Here is a 19,624-nt window from a genome sequence, read left to right as displayed (position 1 = left end):
AGCAAGGCCCTATGTGAGCGCCGCCACAACCGGCGCAACCAGCCTGCCGCGCAACGCCAGCAGCGGTGACCCCGCATGGGTCGTCGCGGCCCGAGCCGAAGGGCCCGCCATCGCGGGTCCGGAGGAAGAAGGAGTGCCTGTGAGCGACAACGCTGTCGCCAGTACCGGTGAGCAGGCCGGCACCCGTCCCGCCGAGGACGACGTGCTGGCAGAGCTGACCGCCCCCGTGCCCGAGGTCGGAGACGGCGGACCCGAGATGGTCCAGCTGCTCACGCCCGAGGGCCAGCGGGTCGAGAACGCCGAGTACGACGAGTACGTCAAGGACCTGACCGACGAGGACCTGCGCGGCTTCTACCGCGACCTCGTCCTCATCCGCCGCGTCGACGCCGAGGCCACCGCGCTCCAGCGCCAGGGCGAGCTCGGCATCTGGGCCAGCCTGCTGGGCCAGGAGGCGGCGCAGGTCGGCTCCGGCCGCGCGATGCGCCCGCAGGACTACGCCTTCCCGACCTACCGCGAGCACGGCGTCGCCTGGTGCCGCGGGGTCGACCCGCTCAACCTCCTCGGGCTCTTCCGTGGCGTCAACCACGGTGGCTGGGACCCCAACGAGAAGAACTTCCACCTCTACACGATCGTCATCGGCGCCCAGACGCTGCACGCGACCGGCTACGCGATGGGTATCCAGCGCGACGGCGACGTGGGCACCGGCGACGCCGACCGCGACGCCGCGGTGATCGCCTACTTCGGCGACGGTGCCTCCGCGCAGGGTGACGTCAACGAGGCGTTCGTCTACGCCGCGGTGAACAACGCCCCGGTCGTGTTCTTCTGCCAGAACAACCAGTGGGCCATCTCCGAGCCCAACGAGCGCCAGACCCGTATCCCGCTCTACCAGCGGGCGCGCGGCTTCGGCTTCCCGGGCGTGCGGGTCGACGGCAACGACGTCCTCGCCGTCTACGCCGTCGCCAAGCAGGCGCTCGACGCGGCCCGCTCCGGCCAGGGCCCGACCTTCGTCGAGGCCTACACCTACCGCATGGGGGCGCACACGACGTCGGACGACCCGACCAAGTACCGCGTCTCCGCCGAGGTCGAGGTGTGGAAGCACCGCGACCCGATCGAGCGCCTCAAGTCCTACCTCGTGCACACGGCGAAGGCCGACCAGGAGTTCTTCGACGCGGTGGACACCGAGGCCGACGAGCTGGCCGCGCACGTCCGCGAGGGCTGCCTGTCGATGCCCGACCCGACCCCCGACTCGATGTTCGACCACATCTACGTCGAGGAGCACCCGGTCGTCGAGGCCGAGCGCAGGGAGTTCGCCGAGTACCACGCCGGATTCGCCACGGAGGGTGGTCACTGATGGGCACCATGACGATCGCCAAGGGCATCAACAACGGTCTGCGCGCCGCCATGGAGCGCGACCCCAAGGTCGTCCTCATGGGTGAGGACATCGGCAAGCTCGGTGGCGTCTTCCGCGTCACCGACGGCCTGCAGAAGGACTTCGGCGAGGACCGCGTCATCGACACCCCGCTCGCCGAGGCCGGCATCGTCGGCACCGCGATCGGCATGGCGCTGCGCGGCTACCGCCCCGTGGTCGAGATCCAGTTCGACGGCTTCATCTACCCGGCGTTCGACCACATCGTCAGCCAGGTCGCCAAGATGCGGGCCCGCTCGCTCGGCAAGATCAAGCTGCCCATGGTCATCCGCATCCCCGTCGGTGGTGGCATCGGCGCGGTCGAGCACCACTCGGAGTCCAACGAGGCCTACTTCGCCCACACCGCGGGGCTGAAGGTCGTCTGCTGCTCCAACGCCGAGGACGCCTACTGGATGATCCAGCAGGCCATCGAGTCCGACGACCCGGTGCTGTTCTACGAGCCCAAGCGCCGCTACTGGGACAAGGGCGAGGTCGACGAGTCGGCCGCGCCTCGCGAGCTGCTGCGGGCCAACGTCCTGCGTGAGGGCACCGACGCGACGCTGGTCGCCTACGGCCCCATGGTCAAGACCTGCATGCAGGCCGCCGAGGCGGCTGCCGCGGAGGGGAAGAACCTCGAGGTCATCGACCTGCGCACCCTCAGCCCGCTCGACCTCGACACGGTCGCCGCGTCCGTGGAGAAGACCGGCCGGACCATCGTCGTCCACGAGGCCTCGACGTTCCTCGGCATGGGCGCCGAGATCGCCGCGGCCCTGCAGCAGCGCTGCTTCTACCACCTCGAGGCCCCGGTGCTGCGGGTCGGCGGCTACAACCTGCCCTACCCGCCCAGCAAGCTCGAGGAGGAGTTCCTCCCCGACCTCGACCGCGTCCTGGACGCAGTCGACCGCTCGCTGGCTTTCTGAGAGGGACGCGAATACCCATGAGCACCAAGGAATTCAAGCTCCCCGACCCGGGCGAGGGCCTGACCGAGGCCGAGATCGTCACCTGGAACGTCAAGGTCGGCGACACGGTCAAGGTCAACGACATCGTCGTCGAGATCGAGACGGCGAAGTCGCTGGTCGAGCTCCCCGTCCCGTTCGCCGGCACCGTCACGGCGCTGCTCGTCTCCGAGGGTGACACGGTCGAGGTCGGCACGCCGATCATCGCCGTCGACACCGCCGGCGGCGCCGGCACCGGGGCACCGACGAGCGTCCAGGACGCCGGCGCGCAGCGCGCCGTCGAGCCCGGTATGGAGGGCAGCCCGGCTCCCAAGATGGAGAAGGCGGCCGCCGAGGAGGAGGCCATCGAGGAGGGCAAGATCGGCGGGACCACGTCCACCGGTCGCACCGCCGTCCTCGTCGGCTACGGCGTCAAGCAGACCGAGGCCGTGCGCCGCCCCCGCAAGGGTGCGCCGTCCGTTGCCTCGGCGGCCGCTCCGGCTCCTGTCGCTCCCGCACCCGTCGCTCCTGCGGTCCAGCAGCCGACGCCTCGCGCCGAGGAGCCGGTCGCGGCTCCCGCGGCCCGCGTCGGTGGCGGTCGGGCGCTGGCGAAGCCTCCGGTCCGCAAGTACGCCAAGGACCTCGGGGTCGACCTCGACGCGGTCTCCGGCTCCGGCGAGGGCGGCATCATCAGCCGCGCCGACGTCGATGCCCACGCCGACGGCACGGCGGCCACCACCCAGCAGGGTGCCGTGGGCACCCAGCCGGCCGCCGCGGCGTACCAGGCCCCGGTGTTCACCCGCGGTGGCGAGCGCGAGACGCGCATCCCGATCAAGGGTGTCCGCAAGATGACCGCCCAGGCGATGGTCGGCAGCGCGTTCACGGCGCCGCACGTCACCGAGTGGGTCACCATCGACGCGACCGCCACGATGGAGCTCGTCGAGCGCCTCAAGAAGGACCGCGAGTTCAAGGACGTCAAGGTCACGCCGCTGCTGGTGCTGGCCAAGGCGATGGCGGTCGCGATCCGCCGCCACCCCGAGATCAACGCGACGTGGGACGAGGCCGCGCAGGAGATCGTGGTCAAGCACTACGTCAACCTCGGCATCGCCGCGGCCACCCCGCGGGGCCTCATCGTCCCGAACATCAAGGACGCCGACCAGATGTCGATGCTCCAGCTGGCCGAGGCCATCGGCGCGCTGACCGCCACCGCTCGTGAGGGCCGCACCCAGCCGGCCGACATGTCCGGCGGCACGATCACGATCACCAACGTCGGCGTCTTCGGCGTCGACACCGGCACCCCGATCATCAACCCCGGCGAGTCGGCGATCATGGCGTTCGGCGCCATCCGCCGCCAGCCGTGGGTGGTCACCGCCGCCGACGGCACCGAGACGATCGAGCCCCGCTGGGTCACCCAGCTGGCCCTGTCGTTCGACCACCGGCTCGTCGACGGCGAGCTCGGCAGCAAGTTCATCGCCGATGTGGGCGCTATCCTCGCCGACCCCGCGCGGGGCCTCGTCTGGGGCTGAGCGCAGCACCGTACACACGACGAAGGCCCGCACCGTGACCGGTGCGCGCCTTCGTCGTGCGGCGTTCGTCGTGTGGCGAACGGACCCCGCACGGCGCCTACTCGTCGCCGCGCAGGGTGAATGAGCGCAGCCGGTCGCCCGTGAACCACAGGGCCGCGACGGTCACGACCACCGCGGCGACCACGGCATAGCCTAGTCCCATCGACTGGTCCGGGACGGCGGAGCTGATCGCCGCCGCGACCTCGCGGCCCCACGCGCCGATGGCCACCCACCGGATCCCGTCGAGGACGCTGCCGAGCACGCCCTCCCAGAGGAGGGCGAAGAGCAGCCCGACGACCACGGCGTGCCGGGTGAAGGCCGCCAGCCCGAGGAACAGCGCGGTGTAGGCCGTGCCGGCCACGGCCGCTCCCACTCCCCAGGCGGCCGCGCGGCGTGGGTCGCCCACGTCGAGGACCAGCCCGGCCGCGAACAGCGGGAGGGCCCCGAAGACCAGGGTCGCGGCCCAGGCGACGACGAACTTGCTCAGGGCGATGACGTGGCGGCTCACCGGCTTGGCCAGCAGGTACACGATCGACCCGTCGTCCACCTCGGGGCCGAGCACTGCCGTGGCGGCCAGCAGGGTGACCAGCGGGAGCGCGAGGGTGAAGCCGAGGTTGGCGACCGCCTCGTACCCCACGGACGGGTCGCTGGTCAGCGCGCTCACCACCACGGCGAGCACCAGGAGGACCCCGGGGATCAGGACCAGCACGATCCCGCGACGTCGGCCCAGCAGCGCCTGCCTGGAGAGCCGCAGGATGGTGCGGTTCATCGGCCGGCCCCCACGAGGTAGGAGAAGACGCTCTCGAGCGACTCGTCGGTGGGTGTGAGCTCCAGGATGCGTATGCCGCGCTGCTGGGCCACCTGCGGCAGCCGGACCGCGAACGCCCCGAAGTCGGACACCGACACGTCGACACCACCCGCCGGGCGCAGGGAGACGGAGAGCACCGAGGGGTCTGCGATGAGGGCGGCAGCCAGACCTCGGTCGTCGTCCCCGACGACGACGTACTGCACCGGGCGGTCGGTCATCAGCCGCCGGATCTGGCCGAAGTCCCCGGAGGCCGCGTGGCGCCCTGAGACGACGACCTCGATCTGCCGGGCCACCTGCTCGACCTCCTCGAGGATGTGCGAGCTGAACAGGACGGTGCGCCCCTCGGCACCCATCCGGCGCAGCAGGCCCATGAGGTGCAGCCGCTGCCGTGGGTCGACGCCGTTGAACGGCTCGTCGAGCAGGAGCACCGCAGGGTCGTGGACGAGGGCGGACGCCAGCTTGACCCGTTGGCGCATGCCCTTGGAGTAGGTCCCGATCCGGCGGGCGGCGGGCTCGCTCATCTCGACGACGTCGAGTGCTCGCTGGGCGGCGGCGCCGGGGTCCACCAGTCCGTGCAGCTCGGCGTTGGCGAGGACGAGCTCGCGACCGGTGAGGTAGCCGAAGCTGAGCTCGCGCTCGGGCACCAGGCCGATCGAGCGGTAGGCGTCGGTGTCGCGCCAGATCGGGTGTCCGTCCAGGGCGACGGTGCCGGCAGACGGCGCGAGGAACCCCGACATGAGCGCGATCAGGGTCGTCTTGCCCGCGCCGTTGGGCCCGAGCAGCCCGGTCACGCCGGGCCGGACGGTCATCGAGATGCCGTTGACCGCGACGACGTTGCCGTACCACCGCGACGCCTTGTCGATGGTGATGACGCTCATGCTGTCGCCACCCTCCGGTAACGCCAGACCAGGGCTGCGACGCACGCCGCTGACAGGGCGACCAGGACCACCAGGTAGGCCGCCTGCATCGCGGTCCCTGTCGGGGGCGTCGGCCCGTGGGTGTCGGTCCAGGTGGACATCAGCCCCCGGTAGAGCGAGTACGGCGAGAAGAGTCCAGCGACCTCGCCCGCACGCGGGTGGCCCTCCTCCTGGGAGATGCCCTGGATCGCGGTGACGATGCCGTTGCCGATGAGCAGGACGGCGATCGTGGCGACGACGGCGAACCCGCGACGGGTCGACCAGGACGCCACCAGTCCGGCGACCCCGGTCAGTGCGAGTGCGAGGAGGAGCGCGAGGCCGACGGCGATCGCGGCGTCCCGGGTCTGGTCGGTGACGTCGAGCTCACCGAGCAGGGCCACGGCATACAGGAGCAGGATCGGGAGGAGGAGGAAGACGAGGGTCGCGCCGAGCAGGGAGCTCCACCGCGCGAGCGCGTAGGTGGAGGAGGGGAGCGGGCGGGCGAGGTAGAGCGAGATGGTGCCGTGTCGCAGGTCGCGCGAGAACAGGACCGGGGCCTGGGACGCGACGAAGATCCCCAGAAGGACCTGTGTCGTGGAGGCGTACTGGGCGTAGCCGATCGGCAGACGCTTGAGCCCGACGAACACCATCACCCCGCCGATCACGAGGGCCGGCATCAGGTTGATGCCCAGCAGCACGAAGGGCAGCACCTTCGACTTCCCCGAGCGGCCGAGCCCGAAGGCGTTGCGGAAGCCGGTGACGACCAGGGCGCGAGCGATGGCGGCGGGCCCCAGGCGTGGGCCGGTGTAGGGCCGGTAGCCCAGGTCGTGGATGACGCTGCCGCCTTCGGGGGTGGCGGACGTGGGGTCAGTCATGGGACACCTCCGGGCTCGACGCGGCTGCTCCGTCCGTGGCGAAGACGTCCTCGATGTGGCGGTGGTCGACCTGCAGCCGCACCAGTCCGAGCCCGAGGTCGCTGGCGGTGTCGCGGATCAGGTCGTGCACGTCGACCTGGTCCGACGCCCGCGCGGTGGCGTCGACGGTGAGCATGGTGCCGCGGGCGACGGTCGCGACCCCGGACCGGTTCAGGGCCTGCGCCATGCGGGCCTGCGCGTCGTCACCGAGGACCTCCACGAGCAGGACGCCGGTGGCGTCGAGGAACTCGTCGGTGCTCGAGGCCCGCAGGAGCCGGCCGCCGTCGAGGACGACGACGTGGTCGCTCACGCGCTCGAGCTCGCCGAGCAGGTGCGAGGTCACGATGACCGCGATCCCGAAGTCGCGCCCGATCCGCTGGACCAGTCCGAGCATCTCGTCGCGTGCCGCCGGGTCGAGCCCGTTGGTCGGCTCGTCGAGCAGCACGAGCCGCGGGTCGTGGGCGAGGGCCTGCGCCAGCTTGGCCTTCTGCTTCATGCCGGTGGAGTAGCCACCCATCGGGCGGTACCGCTCCTCGGCCAGCCCCACGTGGCGCAGCACCTCGGCGGCGCGCTCCCGGGCGGCGACCCGGGGGAGGCCGGACATCATCGCCATGTGCACGACGAAGTCGCTGGCACTGACGTCCGGAGGCAGGCAGTCGTGCTCGGGCAGGTACCCGACTGCCGCGCGGATCGCTGGTCCCTCGGTGGCGATCTCGTGCCCGAGGACCCGCGCGCCGCCGCGGGTCGCGGGGACGAGGCCGAGCAGGATCTTGAGCAGGGTGGACTTGCCCGCGCCGTTGGCCCCGACGAGACCGGTGGTGCCCGCGCCGATCTCGAGGTCGAGCGCGTCCAGCGCGAGGACGGAGCCGTAGTCCTTGGTCAGGCCCCGGGTCTGCACGACGGCTTCCACGGACGTCACCCTAACCACGAACCCCGGGCGAGCCGATGGGCTCGCCCGGGGTTCAGGGGCGGATCAGGGACGACCCTCAGTGCGCGGCGGCGGGCGGTGCCGCCGCAGCGGCCTCCGCGTCGGCCTTGTCGGCGGCGCCGCGCTCGGAGTATGCCGACCCGCCGCGCAGCTCGACGTGCGGCAGGAGCAGCATCACGAGGAAGCCGATGACCATGACCGCCCCGCCGGCGAGGAACACCGTGTCCATCGCCGAGGAGAAGCCCTCGAGGAACGGCTTGGCCAGCCGCGGGTCGAGCTGGTTGAGGAACGAGGAGTCCTTGAGCACGCCACCGGCGGCACCGGTGCCTCCACCCTGCTGGGCGGCCTGCATGCTCTGGGCGAACGCGGCGTTGGCCGGGTCCTTGAGCGCGGCCTGGAACTCGGGCGTGCCCTTCGCGGCCGCCATCGCCGTCGTGATCTTGTCGGGCACCGTCGAGAACAGGATCGACAGGAACACGGCCGTGCCCAGCGTGCCGCCGATCTGGCGGGTGAAGGTGGCCGACGACGTCGCGACGCCGATGAGGCGCGGCGACACGGCGTTCTGCACGGCGAGGGTGAGCGGCTGGAAGTTGAAGCCGAGTCCGAGGCCGAAGAACACCATGACGATGCCGGTCTGCCACAGCGGGGTGTCCGCCTTGACGTAGTGGAAGACGAACAGAGCCAGGGCCAGCAGGGCCGAGCCGATGATCGGGAAGCGGCGGTAGCGGCCGGTGCGGCTGATGATCTGGCCCGACAGGATCGAGCCGAACATGATGCCGAGCGTCAGGGGCAGCAGCAGCAGGCCGGCCTTGGTCGGCGACGCACCCTTGACGATCTGCAGGTAGAGCGGGAGGCACGCGAGGCCACCGAACATCGCCATGCCGATGAGCACCGAGGCGCCAGAGGCGACGCCGACCGTGCGGTTCTGGAACAGCGTGAGGGGCAGCAGCGCCTCGTCCTTCATCGCGCGCTCCACGAGCAGGAAGGCGATGACGCCGACAACGCCGACGGCGTAGCAGGCGATCGAGCGACCGGAGCCCCAGCCCCAGTCGCGGCCCTGCTCGGCGACGAGCAGCAGCGGGACGAGCCCGAGGGAGAGGGTGACCGCGCCCCACCAGTCGATGCGGTGGTCGAGGCGGGTGTGGTTGAGGTGCAGGGTGCGGGCGACCACGAGCAGGGCGGCGATGCCGATCGGCACGTTGACGAGGAACACCCAGCGCCAGCCGTCGATGCCGAGCAGGGAGGACTGGCCGGCGAAGAAGCCGCCGATGACCGGGCCGAGGACGCTCGAGGTGCCGAACACGGCCAGGAAGTAGCCCTGGTACTTGGCCCGCTCACGCGGCGGCACGATGTCGCCGATGATGGCCAGCGCCAGCGAGAAGAGACCGCCGGCGCCGAGGCCCTGCACGGCGCGGTAGAAGGCCAGCTGCAGCATCGTCTGCGACAGCGTGCACAGGACCGAACCGACGATGAAGATCGTGATCGCCGCGGAGAAGAACTTCTTGCGGCCGTAGATGTCCGAGAGCTTGCCGTAGAGCGGGGTGACGATCGTGGAGGTGATGAGGTACGCCGTCGTGGCCCAGGCCTGCTGGTCCAGGCCCTTGAGGTCGTCGGCGATGGTGCGGATCGCGGTGGCCACGATCGTCTGGTCGAGGGCGGCGAGGAACATGCCCATCATCAGCCCGACGAGGATCGTCACGATCTGTCGGTGCGTCAGGGGGCCGTCCGTCGCTGCGGGTGCAGTGGCTGCCATGTGTCAGTTCTCCGTGGTGCTGGCGCCGGCCGTGGGGACTGCGGCGGCGGTGGGTGGGGTGGGGCGTCGGGCGGCGAAGGACTCGCGGGAGGTCTCCAGCGCCGACGCGAGGCGTTCGAGGTGGGCCGCGAAGTCGATGGCCTCCTCGGCGGTCCAGTCGTCCATGAGCTCGCGGAACCACTCGTTGCGCTGGGCCCGGATGGAGCCCAGCAGGGCGTGCCCCTCGTCGCTGAGGCGCACGACCTGGGCCCGGCCGTCGTCAGGGTCGCTGACCTTGTCGAGCAGGCCGTGGCCCACGAGGGCGCTGACCTGCCGGCTCACGGTCGACACGTCCGAGTGCACGCACTCGGCGAGCGCCGACACCCGCCGCGGCTCTGCGGCGAGGTTGAACAGGACGGGGTACGCCGTGGCGTCGACCGCGGGGTGGATGCGGGGGGCGTGCTGGCGCAGGGACTGCAGGAGCTTGACGAGCCGGACGAGGCCGACGCTGACGCGGTCGGCGGTCTCCCGGTCGAGGTGGTGCTGGTCGTGCTGGTGGGGCATGGGTGACCTTGGGATGGAAGTTTGCTTGCGACACACAAGTATCACGCACTATTTGCGCGACGCAACCAGTTTCCGACCGTGGAGGAAGGCGGGACGAAAAGCTGTCCGTTCGGCCGAGGTCAGGGGACGATGACGAGGTGCTCCAGCACCCGTCGCGCGACCGCCTCGTCACCGTGGACGGTGAAGTGGATGTCGTCGATGCCGCCGCGGCCCGCGGCCCGGCGGGTCAGGCAGTCGGTGGACAGCGTGATGGTGGTGAAGACGTCGTGCGGGTCGCCGTCGTGGGCGATGCCGGAGAAGAGCGGGATGCCGCGGGCCTTGCCCTCCTCGCCCGGCTCGACCCAGACGCCGGCGCGCCCCATGACCGGGCCGGTGGAGTCGATGATCACGACGTTGCCGGGCTCGATGCCGGCCTCCTTCGCCACCAGGCGGGGCAGCGCGGCGAAGAGCAGGTCCATGAACACGGCGGCCCCGCCCGAGTCGAGGTTGCCAGGCCGGCCGAGCGCCTGGCGGATGTCCTGCTCGTGCGTCCAGATGTCGAGGATCCGCCTGCGCAGGCTGTCGCCCACCGGGGCCGGCCCCCACGGTCCGCGGACCACGGTCTCGAGGGTGACACCGGGTTCGCTGAGCGCGGCGATCCTGCGGGCGGCCACGGTCTCCAGCTCGTCGACGACCTTCTGGCCCACCATGCGACGGCGCAGCTCGACCGACTTCTCGATGAACCGGCCGGCCTCGCCCCGGATGTGCGCGTAGTCGGGCACCTCCACCTTCGGGACGTCGCCGGTATGGAGCCAGGACTCCAGCCCCACGACGTGGCTGACCTGGTCCTTCACGGTCCAGCCGGGGCAGGCCGTCGGCAGGTCGAAGTCGGCGTCGGTGCACGACCGCCCGAGGTCGACGACCGCCTGGGTGGTCTGCTGGTAGGCCGACACGAGTCCGGCCAGGTCTTCGGGTGCTGCCGGGTGCAGGGGCATGTGGCCACCATACTTAGGCTGTCTCCATGACCTCACCCGCCGCGGTGTCCGCGAGACGGCAGGCGACGCCCCCGGCGCGGCTTCCGGGCGTGGCCCTGCTCGTGGCCGTGCTCGTGGCGATGCCGCTGGCGGCGGCGGTGGGCCAGGCGGCAGCCCCCGCGGTCGTCTCGGACCCCGGACCGGTCGTCCGCTGGGGAGTCCTCTACGCCCGGGTGGTGCACGACGTCGCCGCCTCGGCCACGATCGGCCTGCTGCTGTTCGCCGCGTTCATCGTCCCCGAGACCACGCGCACCCACCGCAGGGCCACCGCGATCCGCCTGGCAGGGCTCGCCGCCGTCGTCTGGGCCCTCGCCGCAGCGACCGGTGTGGTGCTCGGCATGGCCGACTTCATCGGCATACCGCTCTCCGACCCGGCCTTCGGGCAGCAGCTCGCGACCTTCGTCTGGAAGTTCGTGGCCTTCCGGGTCCAGGTGATCACCACTGCCGTGGCCGCGGTCATCGCCGTGGTCACCCTGCTGACCGCTGGTCGCACGGTGACCGCCTGGCTCGCCGTGCTCGGCGTCGCGGGCGTCCTGCCCCTGGCGCTCGCGGGGCACGCCGCCGGGGCCAGCGACCACAGCACCGCCGTCAACGCCCTGGCGGTCCACCTCGTCGCCGTCACGGTCTGGGTGGGTGGCGTCCTCGCCCTGGCTGCGCTGCGCCCCCTGCTCTCCGGGCCGGACCTGTCCGCCACGGCCCACCGCTTCTCCACGCTCGCGGGCTGGTGCTACGCCGCCGTGGCGCTCTCCGGCGTGCAGAGCGCGGTCCTGCGGGTCGGCGACTGGTCCAACCTCGCCACCCGCTACGGCGCGCTCGTCCTCGTCAAGACCGCCGCCCTGGTGCTGCTCGGGGCTGCCGGGTGGTGGCACCGCCGCAGCCTGCTGGCACGCCTGTCGGGCTCCACACCGGGCCTCGCGTTCACCCGCCTCCTCGTCGCCGAGCTGGCCGTCATGGGGGCGGCGGTCGGGACCGCGGTCGCCATGGCGCGCAGCGCCCCGCCGGTCTCGGACGCCCCGCTCCCGGACGCCTCACCCGCCTTCGTGCTCACCGGCTACCCCGCGCCACCGCCGCTCACGAGCAGCAGCTGGCTCACGACGTGGACCACCGAGTGGCTGTGGGTCGGGCTCGCCGCGCTCGCCGTGGGGCTCTACGTCGCCGGGGTGGTCCGGCTCCGCCGCCGCGGCGACGCCTGGCCCGTGCACCGCGTGGTCGTGTGGGTGCTCGGCTGGGCCATCTTCGTCTACGCCGTGTGCGGCGCCCCGGGCGTGTACGGCCGCGTGCTGTTCTCCATGCACATGGCGATGCACATGGTGGTCGCGATGCTCGTGCCGCTGCTGCTCGTGCCCGCGGCCCCGGTGCTGCTGGCGCTGCGTACCCTGCCTGCCCGCCCCGACCGCACGTGGGGACCGCGCGAGGTCATCCTGCAGGTCGTGCACTCGCGGGTCTTCCGCGCGTTCGCCAACCCCGTCGTCGCCGCGGCGCTGTTCTTCTTCAGCCTGGCGATCTTCTACTACTCGCCGCTGTTCGAGCTGGCGCTGCGCACCCACACCGGGCACGTGCTGATGCTGCTGCACTTCCTCGGCACCGGCTACCTCTTCGTCTGGGTGCTCATCGGGATCGACCCGGGCCCGCGCAAGTGGCCGCCGCTGATGCTGCTCGTCATCGTCTTCGCGACGATGAGCTTCCACGCGTTCTTCGGGGTGGTCATGACCGGCAGCACCACCGTGCTCGCCCCCGACTTCTTCGAGGTCGTCAAGATCCCGTGGATGACCGACGTCCTCGGCGACCAGCGCAAGGCCGGGGCCATCGCGTGGGGGATCGGCGAGGCGCCCACGGTGCTGCTCACCCTCATGGTCGCCGTCGCCTGGGTGCGCACCGACCGGGCCGAGACGACGCGCAAGGACCGGCAGGCCGACCGTGACGGCGACGCCGAGCTGGCCGCCTACAACGCCCACCTGCAGGAGCTCAGGAGACGCAGCGAGGGAAGGGGCTGAGCGCCGTGCGCGTCGCAGTCATCCAGGTCGCCTACGGCGACGACGAGCCCGTCGAGGCGCGGGTCGAGCGGGTCGCGGACCTCGTCCGGGCCCAGCGGGGCCACGACCTCGTGGTCCTGCCCGAGCTGTGGTCCGCCGGGGGCTTCGCCTACCGCGACTGGGACGCCCGCGCCCAGCCGGTGGACGGCCCGGTGGGGACCGCCATGGCCGAGGCAGCCCGCGATGCAGGCGTGATGCTGCACGCCGGCTCGATCGTCGAGCGACCTGCCGACGGTGAGACCGGGCCCGAGGGCCGTGGCCTCTGGAACACCTCGCTGGTCTACGGCCCTGACGGCAGCCTGGTCGCGACCTACCGCAAGATCCACCGGTTCGGCTTCGGCTCCGGGGAGCCCCGGCTCATGGACGCCGGTGAGGACATCGTGCTCGTCGACCTCCCGGGCGGCGCCGGTCGGGCGGGGCTGTCCACCTGCTACGACCTGCGCTTCCCCGAGCTCTACCGCCGCCAGCTCGACGCCGGTGCCACGGCCTTCATCGTGCCGGCTGCGTGGCCGGCCGCCCGGGTCCGCCACTGGACCCTGCTCGCGCACGCGCGGGCCGTGGAGGACCAGTGCGTCGTCATCGCGTGCAACACCGCCGGCACCCACGCCGGCACGCCGATGGGTGGTCACTCCCAGGTCATCGACGCCAAGGGTGAGGCGCTGGCCATGGCGGGGACTAGTGAGCAGGTGCTCCGTGTTGAGGTCGACATGGAAGCAGTGACCGCCTGGCGCGACCAGTTCCCCGTCCTTCAGGACCGCCGGCTGTGACCGCCCCGCCGACCTCTGCGCCGACCTCGGCATCCCCCCGCGCCGCCACCCGTCTGCGCGCGCCCGAGCTCGCCGGGCGCGGCTGGCTCAACACCGGTGGCGCCGACGTGCGCCTGGCCGACCTGCGGGGCCGGATCGTCGTCCTCGACTTCTGGACCTTCTGCTGCGTCAACTGCCTGCACGTCCTCGACGAGCTGCGGCCGCTGGAGGAGGAGTACGCCGACTCGCTCGTGCTCGTCGGCGTGCACTCGCCGAAGTTCGAGCACGAGGCCGACCCGGACGCCCTCGCCGCCGCGGTCGAGCGGTATGCCGTGCACCACCCGGTCCTCGACGACCCCGACCTCGTGACGTGGCAGGCCTACACCGCCCGCGCGTGGCCGACCCTCGTGGTCATCGACCCCGAGGGCTACATCGTCGCCTCCCTGTCGGGCGAGGGCCACGCCCACGGGCTGTCCGTGCTGGTCGAGGAGCTCATCGCCGAGCACAGCGCGAAGGGCACGCTGCGGCAAGGGGACTCGCCCTACTCCCCGCCCGAGCCCGCCGAGACCGCGCTGCGGTTCCCAGGAAAGGTCGCTGCGCTCGCCGACGGGTCGGTGGTCGTGTCCGACACCACGCACCACGAGGTCGTGTGGCTGGAGCCCGACCTGGTGACCGAACGCGGACGCTTCGGTGGCGAGGGGGTGCTGGCCGAGCCGCAAGGTGTGCTGGTGCTCCCCGAGGAGACGGCCCAGCGGGTGGGCTACGACGTCGTCGTCGCCGACTCGGTCAACCACCAGGTCACGGGGCTGCGGCTCGCCGACGGCTCGTGGACGACCCTGGCGGGCACGGGCCAGCAGCTGCGCGAGCGCTCCGGCAGCGGGCCGGCCCTGCGGCAGGACCTCTCCACGCCGTGGGACCTCGCCTGGTTCATCGACCGGGTCGTCATCGCCATGGCAGGCGTGCACCAGCTCTGGGCGCTGCACCTCGCCACCGACCCGGCCGACAACACGGTCGCCGTGCTCGGCGGCACCTCCGCAGAAGGCATCCGCGACGGCGCGGCCGACGAGGCGTGGTTCGCCCAGCCGTCAGGCCTCGCGGTGTCGGCCGACGGGACGCGGTTGTGGGTGGCCGACTCCGAGACCTCGGCCCTGCGCTCGCTCGACGTCACCGACGACGGGTTCGTCGTGACCACCCACGTCGGCCAGGGACTCTTCGACTTCGGCCACCGCGACGGCGCAGCCGACCAAGCGCTCCTGCAGCACCCGCTCGGCGTGACCGTGCTGCCGGATGGCTCGGTCGCCGTGTCGGACACCTACAACGGTGCGGTGCGACGGTTCGACCCCGTGGCCCGAGAGGTCAGCACCCTGGCCACCGGCCTGCGCGAGCCGTCCGACGCGATGGTCGAGACCGACGCCTCCGGGGCGACGCACCTGCTCGTCGTCGAGTCCGCGGCCCACCAGCTCGTACGGGTCCCGTTGCCTGACAAGGCGACTCGCGTCGACGGCCTCGCCCGCCAGACGCAGCGGCCCCGGACCGCCATCGCGGCGGGCGACGTGCGGCTCGAGGTCACCTTCACCCCGCCGACGGGCCAGAAGCTCGACCACCGCTGGGGCGACCCGACCTGGCTCATGGTCTCCGCGACACCCGAGCACCTGCTGCGGTCCGGCTCCGGCAGCGCCGAGGGGCTCACCCGGGTCCTCGACCTCGACCCCTCGGTTGGCGACGGCGTGCTGCACGTGTCGGTGCGCGCCGCCTCGTGCGACGGCGACCCCGTCACGGGCGAGGTGCCCGAGCATGCCGCCTGCCACCTCTACCAGCAGGACTGGGGGATCCCCGTCGTCCTGATGCAGGGTGCCCCGGCTGAGCTCACGCTCGACCTGCGCGGCGTCTGAGGGGCTGCTCCCGCGGCGCGGCATTCCTGCAGGTCAGGCGTTGCAGCACTACAGTCGTCGCACCGGGTCAACCCGAACCCGCGACAACCAGGAGTGAGCATGTACATCGGAGTCGGCATCTTCCTCATCGTCGTCGGCGCGATCCTGACCTTCGCCCTCAACGCCTCCGTCGACGCGGTCAACCTCGGCATGATCGGGTGGATCTGCATGGCCGCCGGGGTGCTGGCGATCCTGCTCTCGCTCGTCGTGACGAACCGTCGTACCGCTGCCGGTGGCTACTCCGCGCGCCGCGTCAGCCACACCGACCCCGCGACGGGCACCCGCGTGGACGAGGTCGACGTCGACCGCGACGGCCGCGTCTGACCGCACCTCACAGCACACCGCCACGGGGCGGGCCGGGTGAACCGGCCCGCCCCGCAGCATGTCCCGTGAGACGTCTCGTGGCAGGTCCCGTCAGCGGATGGGCCGCACGACGTTGCCCATCAGCCCGGTCTCGCTGAGGCTGATGCTGCGGACCCGGATGTCGGGCCCGTCGACGCGGTCGGCCTCGACGATCTGGTCGTTGCCGATGTAGAGGGCGACGTGGTGGATCGCCGACGGTGACTTGCTCGCGTCGGACCAGAAGACCATGTCGCCGGCCTTGCGGTTGGCGAGCGCGACCTTGTAGCCCTCGGCGTACTGCTGCGAGGAGGTGCTCGAGATCCGCAGGCCCGCACCCTGGTAGAACGCGTACTCCATGAGGCCGGAGCAGTCGAAGCCCACGGTGTTGCGGTCGTCGATCCCGCTGGGGCTGCAGCAGATCCCCTTCGTCGGGCCGGCGTAGTTGCCGCCGCCCCACGAGTACGGGTACTTGCCGGTCATCGACTCGGCGGCGTTGACCGTGGCCGTGACCCGGGCCGCGACGGTCCCGGTGCCGCTGCAGTCCGGGGCCACCCGGCCGTCGGATCCCGTGTAGATGTAGGCGTCCGAGACGAACCGGCCGGTGCCGATCTTGTCCCAGGTGGTCGTGGTTCCGTAGGTGCCCGTGACGCTGGTGCCGGCCGTCTGGCAGCTGATCGTCACCGCGGCCCCGTCGGCGACGGTGCCCACCGACGTGTACCCGGTGCCGGGACCGGAGCGGACGGTCAGCGCCGTACCTGCCGTGTTGACCGTGCCCGACGCGGCGCTCGCCGCCGTGGCGCCTGCCAGGGCGAGGCCTCCGGCCAGCAACGTGACGACCGCGGCGCGGGCGAACCCGGCCCTGCGTTGAAGTGCTCGCATGCTTCCTCCTTCGTTTCGTGGCCGGTTGGCCCATCGCAGGATCGCGCGGGCGGCAGAGGCGCGGACAGGGCCGGGGGTGGCCGGTCGGTGCCATGGCCGCGACGTGACGACTGCAGTGGTGTCGCTGGCCGCGGCGGCCGACCTACGTTCGGCGTCGAGCGGATGCCACCGGCGCCGCCGGCGGTGAACCTCCTACAGCCGCAACGACCCACGAAGGAGCTCGAAGACATGAAGAAGCTGTTCGCACGCACCGGCCGCCGCGGTGGTCTCGCCGTCGGTGGCGCTGCCGTCGCCATCGTCACCCTCGCCACGGCCGCCCTCGCGGCCGGTGGCACCGTCAACACCGCCGGTGCCCCGCTCACCGTTCGCTCCGGCCCCGGCACCGGCTACTCCGCCGTCGGCACCGTGAACGACGGCGCCTCCGTCACCATCAGCTGCCAGACCGCGGGCTCCACCGTGACGGGGACCTACGGCACCTCGAGCCTGTGGGACAAGATCGGCACCGGCCGGTTCGTCGCCGACGCCTACGTCTACACCGGTTCCGACAACGCCGTCGCCCCCGCCTGCTCCACCAGCAACACCGGCATGGTCGACGACTACCCGTACCGCGGCGCCACGTCGGGCATCGACCCGTGGAACTTCTACAAGGGCCAGTGCACGTCGTTCGCGGCGTGGCGCATCGTCGACCGCAAGAACGCCAACTTCTCCAACTCGTTCAAGGGCCAGCACTGGGGCAATGCCAACCACTGGGACGAGGCCGCCCGGGCCGCGGGCATCTCCGTGAACAGCACGCCGACCGTGGGCTCGGTCGCCCAGTCCGACGCGGGCAGCTACGGCCACGTCGCCTGGGTCGCCGCGGTCAACAGCGACGGCACCGTCACGGTGGAGGAGTACAACTACGCCTCCCCCGACCACTACGGCACGCGCCGCGTCTCCAAGGGCAGCTTCGAGTACATCCACATCGGCTGACCCCGACTCCCACCGGGCACCCCTGCGACTGACGGCACTCGTCGTCGACCGCCGCCGGCGGCAGGACCGTGGCCCCGCACCCCTCCCGGGTGCGGGGCCACGGCTCGTCAGCCGACCGGTACGTCCGGGTGGCCGGGGCCGGGCACCCAGCCGCGGTGGGCGGCGAGGACGCCCGCCTGGAACCGGCTCTGGGCGTGGAGTGCATCCACCGCCTCCGACACCAGCCTGCGCACGGTGCGCACGGACACTCCCATGCGGCGCGCGATCGCCTCGTCCTTCTGGCCCTGCGCGAGGAGGGTCACGACCTGGCGGATCCGGGCCTCGCTGAGGTGCGGGTCACCGGGCAGCTCGGTCGGCTCGGCCGGCAGGGGCGTGCTGTCGTGCCAGATCTCGTCGAACAACGCGGCCACCGGGGCGGTCAGCGCCCCGTGCACCACCATCGCCCCGGCGGTGAGGTCGACGCCCTGCGGGATGACGGCCGAGCTGTTGTCGATGACGACGGCGAGCATCGGGGGTGCCGGGTGCGCCCGCACCTGCGCCCCGAGGGCGACGGTGCGTCGCAGGTAGGCGTCCCAGTGCGGCGTGGCCAGCGAGACCTCGGAGACGATGGTGCGCAACGAGATCCCGCGCTCCAGCAGGGACGTGTCGAGGCGCAGCGAGGCCTCGGTGGCCCGCACCGAGAACGCTTCCCCGGGCACCATGCTGGCCGCCTGGCGGGTGGCCGAGGCGGTCAGCTGGTAGAGCCTGGACCGGACCACGCGAAAGCCCTCGAGCTGCTCGACGAGGCCGTCGTCACCCACCGTGCTGCGGCTCGCGACGAACGAGTCGACGAGCTCGCCGATGGAGGTGCGGGTCGCGTCGACCTCCCGCTGCCGGGCGAGCAGCCGCTCCTCCTCGCGGGCGATGAGCACCTCCACGGCCTGGTCCGGGGGCAGCGCGAGGTAGTGGTGCAGCCGGCCGTCGCCCGGCTCGACGAGGGTGAGCCCGGCCAGGTGGTCGAGCTCGGTGCGGATGTCCTGGTCGCCGAGCCCCAGGTACGCGGCCAGCTCCTCGATGCCGGCCCGCGGCAGCTGCAGCATGGCGCGGTACACCTCCTCGGTGCGCTGGTCGACGCCGAAGGACTGAAGCATGGATTCCCCCCTGTGTCCGCCGGCCGTGCAGCCGGTCTGGGCAGATGCCGTCTTTATACCCCTTCGTCCTCGCCGCGGACGGGAGTCTGCACGGTCCGCACCAAGCCCTTGCCGTTCCCTTGCCATCTCCTCGCCTTCCCGACGGCGAGGTGTCACCAACTGGTCACGTCCACTCGGTGCCAGCCGTTCGTCTTCCCCTGCTGCGCCAGGCGGTCCACGCTCGTCCCGGGGGGACCGCAGCAGGCGGTTCACGTCAGATGGGGAGACACAGATGAAGCGCAGGTCCCGGATCGTCAGCACCGCCGTCGCCGCGATGGTGCTGGCCGTGCTCGCGGCGCCCGTGGTGGCCTCGGCCGCCGACCACCACGCAGGCCTCTCGTCGCACGCGGCGTCGCCCGCCTCGTCGGGTCACGTCGCGGCCATCGGCTGGCCCGGCGACGACGTCAAGCCCGGTCACGAGCCCGGCTGAGCGACTGTGTACCCCGTCGAGGCGACGATCCGCCTGCGCGCCGAGTCGCGCGTGGGGACCGTCGACGCCTCGGCGGGGTCGCTGCTCGGGCTGGCGGGGACGGGTGCGGTCGAGCACGTCTCGGTGCTGGCCACGGATCCGTGGCTGCTGCGGGCGGTCCTGTTCGTGCGGGCCGAGCGCGCGCTCGGTGCCGAGCAGGCGGCCCGGGTCGCGCTGTGGCAGTGGTGCCACGACGTCGGGGGCGCCGAGCTGCTCGAGTGCTCGGCCGTGCTGGGTACGGCGCCACGGACCGCGCCCGGCCGGGCCTGAGCGGGGGTGTGGAGAAGGGCTGGCCTCCGGGGGGAGGCCAGCCCTTCTCGTGGTGC

The 19,624-nt window shown here is 72.0% G+C and carries 19 protein-coding genes; 10 read left to right on the top strand and 9 right to left on the bottom strand.

Annotated features, from left to right (window positions below):
- The first annotated feature begins 139 nt into the window (after nt 1-139).
- Genes pdhA through AB4Z02_RS01395 form a run of 3 tightly spaced genes read left to right on the top strand, consistent with a single transcriptional unit; the run spans nt 140 to nt 3,866 of the window.
- Nucleotides 140-1,351: a pyruvate dehydrogenase (acetyl-transferring) E1 component subunit alpha gene (gene pdhA / locus AB4Z02_RS01405; protein ID WP_441968715.1), complete on the top strand. Its 1,212-nt coding sequence runs from the start codon at nt 140-142 to the stop codon at nt 1,349-1,351.
- Nucleotides 1,351-2,325, top strand: a complete 975-nt coding sequence (locus AB4Z02_RS01400; RefSeq protein WP_200949207.1) for an alpha-ketoacid dehydrogenase subunit beta — start codon at nt 1,351-1,353, stop codon at nt 2,323-2,325. The genes pdhA and AB4Z02_RS01400 overlap by 1 nt, the downstream gene beginning before the upstream one ends.
- A gap of 17 nt (nt 2,326-2,342) precedes the next feature.
- Entirely contained in the window at nt 2,343-3,866 is a 1,524-nt protein-coding gene (locus AB4Z02_RS01395; RefSeq protein WP_441968712.1) for a dihydrolipoamide acetyltransferase family protein, read from the top strand.
- 97 nt (nt 3,867-3,963) lie between these two features.
- Here AB4Z02_RS01395 and AB4Z02_RS01390 read toward each other — a convergent pair whose 3' ends face one another.
- The 7 genes from AB4Z02_RS01390 to AB4Z02_RS01360 all read right to left on the bottom strand — a co-directional run bounded on the left by AB4Z02_RS01390 (nt 3,964) and on the right by AB4Z02_RS01360 (nt 10,721).
- Nucleotides 3,964-4,674, bottom strand: coding sequence for an ABC transporter permease subunit (locus tag AB4Z02_RS01390; protein ID WP_441968710.1), 711 nt, complete (start codon nt 4,672-4,674; stop codon nt 3,964-3,966).
- Entirely contained in the window at nt 4,671-5,591 is a 921-nt protein-coding gene (locus tag AB4Z02_RS01385; RefSeq protein ID WP_441968708.1) for an ABC transporter ATP-binding protein, read from the bottom strand. Before AB4Z02_RS01385 ends, AB4Z02_RS01390 begins: the two co-directional genes overlap by 4 nt.
- Nucleotides 5,588-6,484: a hypothetical protein gene (locus tag AB4Z02_RS01380; RefSeq protein ID WP_441968706.1), complete on the bottom strand. Its 897-nt coding sequence runs from the start codon at nt 6,482-6,484 to the stop codon at nt 5,588-5,590. Before AB4Z02_RS01380 ends, AB4Z02_RS01385 begins: the two co-directional genes overlap by 4 nt.
- The gene (locus AB4Z02_RS01375) at nt 6,477-7,433 is read right to left on the bottom strand and encodes an ABC transporter ATP-binding protein (protein WP_441968704.1); all 957 of its coding nucleotides are present in this window, start codon (nt 7,431-7,433) and stop codon (nt 6,477-6,479) included. The genes AB4Z02_RS01380 and AB4Z02_RS01375 overlap by 8 nt, the downstream gene beginning before the upstream one ends.
- A 76-nt stretch (nt 7,434-7,509) precedes the next feature.
- On the bottom strand, nt 7,510-9,204 hold the full coding sequence (locus AB4Z02_RS01370; RefSeq protein ID WP_441968702.1) for an MDR family MFS transporter: 1,695 nt from the start codon (nt 9,202-9,204) through the stop codon (nt 7,510-7,512).
- 3 nt (nt 9,205-9,207) lie between these two features.
- The gene (locus tag AB4Z02_RS01365; RefSeq protein WP_441968700.1) at nt 9,208-9,747 is read right to left on the bottom strand and encodes a MarR family winged helix-turn-helix transcriptional regulator; all 540 of its coding nucleotides are present in this window, start codon (nt 9,745-9,747) and stop codon (nt 9,208-9,210) included.
- Nucleotides 9,748-9,866: 119 nt separating this feature from the next.
- The gene (locus AB4Z02_RS01360; protein ID WP_441968698.1) at nt 9,867-10,721 is read right to left on the bottom strand and encodes a maleylpyruvate isomerase family mycothiol-dependent enzyme; all 855 of its coding nucleotides are present in this window, start codon (nt 10,719-10,721) and stop codon (nt 9,867-9,869) included.
- Nucleotides 10,722-10,747: 26 nt separating this feature from the next.
- On the opposite strand from AB4Z02_RS01360, the gene AB4Z02_RS01355 reads away from it, so the two are divergent.
- From AB4Z02_RS01355 to AB4Z02_RS01340, 4 genes are all read left to right on the top strand, one after another.
- On the top strand, nt 10,748-12,754 hold the full coding sequence (locus AB4Z02_RS01355; protein ID WP_441968696.1) for a cytochrome c oxidase assembly protein: 2,007 nt from the start codon (nt 10,748-10,750) through the stop codon (nt 12,752-12,754).
- Nucleotides 12,755-12,759: 5 nt separating this feature from the next.
- Complete coding sequence (locus AB4Z02_RS01350) at nt 12,760-13,560, top strand: carbon-nitrogen family hydrolase (RefSeq protein ID WP_441968694.1); 801 nt, start codon at nt 12,760-12,762, stop codon at nt 13,558-13,560.
- Nucleotides 13,557-15,431, top strand: a complete 1,875-nt coding sequence (locus AB4Z02_RS01345) for an NHL domain-containing thioredoxin family protein (protein ID WP_441968692.1) — start codon at nt 13,557-13,559, stop codon at nt 15,429-15,431. Before AB4Z02_RS01350 ends, AB4Z02_RS01345 begins: the two co-directional genes overlap by 4 nt.
- A gap of 99 nt (nt 15,432-15,530) precedes the next feature.
- Nucleotides 15,531-15,794 (top strand): DUF6458 family protein, encoded by a 264-nt coding sequence (locus AB4Z02_RS01340; protein WP_056882930.1) that lies wholly within the window; start codon nt 15,531-15,533, stop codon nt 15,792-15,794.
- A gap of 90 nt (nt 15,795-15,884) precedes the next feature.
- Here AB4Z02_RS01340 and AB4Z02_RS01335 read toward each other — a convergent pair whose 3' ends face one another.
- Entirely contained in the window at nt 15,885-16,691 is an 807-nt protein-coding gene (locus tag AB4Z02_RS01335; RefSeq protein ID WP_441968690.1) for a C40 family peptidase, read from the bottom strand.
- Between the two features lie 228 nt (nt 16,692-16,919).
- Between AB4Z02_RS01335 and AB4Z02_RS01330 the strand changes: the two genes are divergently transcribed.
- Nucleotides 16,920-17,660, top strand: a complete 741-nt coding sequence (locus AB4Z02_RS01330; protein ID WP_441968688.1) for a CHAP domain-containing protein — start codon at nt 16,920-16,922, stop codon at nt 17,658-17,660.
- Between the two features lie 107 nt (nt 17,661-17,767).
- Here AB4Z02_RS01330 and AB4Z02_RS01325 read toward each other — a convergent pair whose 3' ends face one another.
- A complete protein-coding gene (locus AB4Z02_RS01325; RefSeq protein WP_056882933.1) occupies nt 17,768-18,790 on the bottom strand; it encodes a helix-turn-helix transcriptional regulator in 1,023 nt (340 codons plus the stop codon).
- Between the two features lie 271 nt (nt 18,791-19,061).
- On the opposite strand from AB4Z02_RS01325, the gene AB4Z02_RS01320 reads away from it, so the two are divergent.
- Both AB4Z02_RS01320 and AB4Z02_RS01315 read left to right on the top strand, forming a co-directional pair.
- The gene (locus AB4Z02_RS01320) at nt 19,062-19,259 is read left to right on the top strand and encodes a hypothetical protein (RefSeq protein WP_056882934.1); all 198 of its coding nucleotides are present in this window, start codon (nt 19,062-19,064) and stop codon (nt 19,257-19,259) included.
- Between the two features lie 6 nt (nt 19,260-19,265).
- A complete protein-coding gene (locus tag AB4Z02_RS01315; protein WP_441968685.1) occupies nt 19,266-19,568 on the top strand; it encodes a hypothetical protein in 303 nt (100 codons plus the stop codon).
- Nucleotides 19,569-19,624: the final 56 nt, after the last annotated feature.

It is taken from the genome of Pedococcus sp. 2YAF34, from assembly GCF_052114585.1.
Taxonomy (GTDB): domain Bacteria; phylum Actinomycetota; class Actinomycetes; order Actinomycetales; family Dermatophilaceae; genus Pedococcus.
This window is presented reverse-complemented; position numbering and strand designations above follow the sequence as displayed.

Bases quoted from the DNA above. Each gene is read 5' to 3' on its own strand.
- AB4Z02_RS01335 (WP_441968690.1), bottom strand. From the start codon at position 16,691: ATGCGAGCACTTCAACGCAGGGCCGGGTTCGCCCGCGCCGCGGTCGTC.
- AB4Z02_RS01330 (WP_441968688.1), top strand. From the start codon at position 16,920: ATGAAGAAGCTGTTCGCACGCACCGGCCGCCGCGGTGGTCTCGCCGTC.
- AB4Z02_RS01395 (WP_441968712.1), top strand. From the start codon at position 2,343: ATGAGCACCAAGGAATTCAAGCTCCCCGACCCGGGCGAGGGCCTGACC.
- AB4Z02_RS01385 (WP_441968708.1), bottom strand. From the start codon at position 5,591: ATGAGCGTCATCACCATCGACAAGGCGTCGCGGTGGTACGGCAACGTC.
- AB4Z02_RS01320 (WP_056882934.1), top strand. From the start codon at position 19,062: ATGAAGCGCAGGTCCCGGATCGTCAGCACCGCCGTCGCCGCGATGGTG.
- AB4Z02_RS01390 (WP_441968710.1), bottom strand. From the start codon at position 4,674: ATGAACCGCACCATCCTGCGGCTCTCCAGGCAGGCGCTGCTGGGCCGA.
- AB4Z02_RS01340 (WP_056882930.1), top strand. From the start codon at position 15,531: ATGTACATCGGAGTCGGCATCTTCCTCATCGTCGTCGGCGCGATCCTG.
- AB4Z02_RS01380 (WP_441968706.1), bottom strand. From the start codon at position 6,484: ATGACTGACCCCACGTCCGCCACCCCCGAAGGCGGCAGCGTCATCCAC.
- AB4Z02_RS01360 (WP_441968698.1), bottom strand. From the start codon at position 10,721: ATGCCCCTGCACCCGGCAGCACCCGAAGACCTGGCCGGACTCGTGTCG.
- AB4Z02_RS01400 (WP_200949207.1), top strand. From the start codon at position 1,351: ATGGGCACCATGACGATCGCCAAGGGCATCAACAACGGTCTGCGCGCC.
- AB4Z02_RS01325 (WP_056882933.1), bottom strand. From the start codon at position 18,790: ATGCTTCAGTCCTTCGGCGTCGACCAGCGCACCGAGGAGGTGTACCGC.
- AB4Z02_RS01365 (WP_441968700.1), bottom strand. From the start codon at position 9,747: ATGCCCCACCAGCACGACCAGCACCACCTCGACCGGGAGACCGCCGAC.
- AB4Z02_RS01370 (WP_441968702.1), bottom strand. From the start codon at position 9,204: ATGGCAGCCACTGCACCCGCAGCGACGGACGGCCCCCTGACGCACCGA.
- AB4Z02_RS01355 (WP_441968696.1), top strand. From the start codon at position 10,748: ATGACCTCACCCGCCGCGGTGTCCGCGAGACGGCAGGCGACGCCCCCG.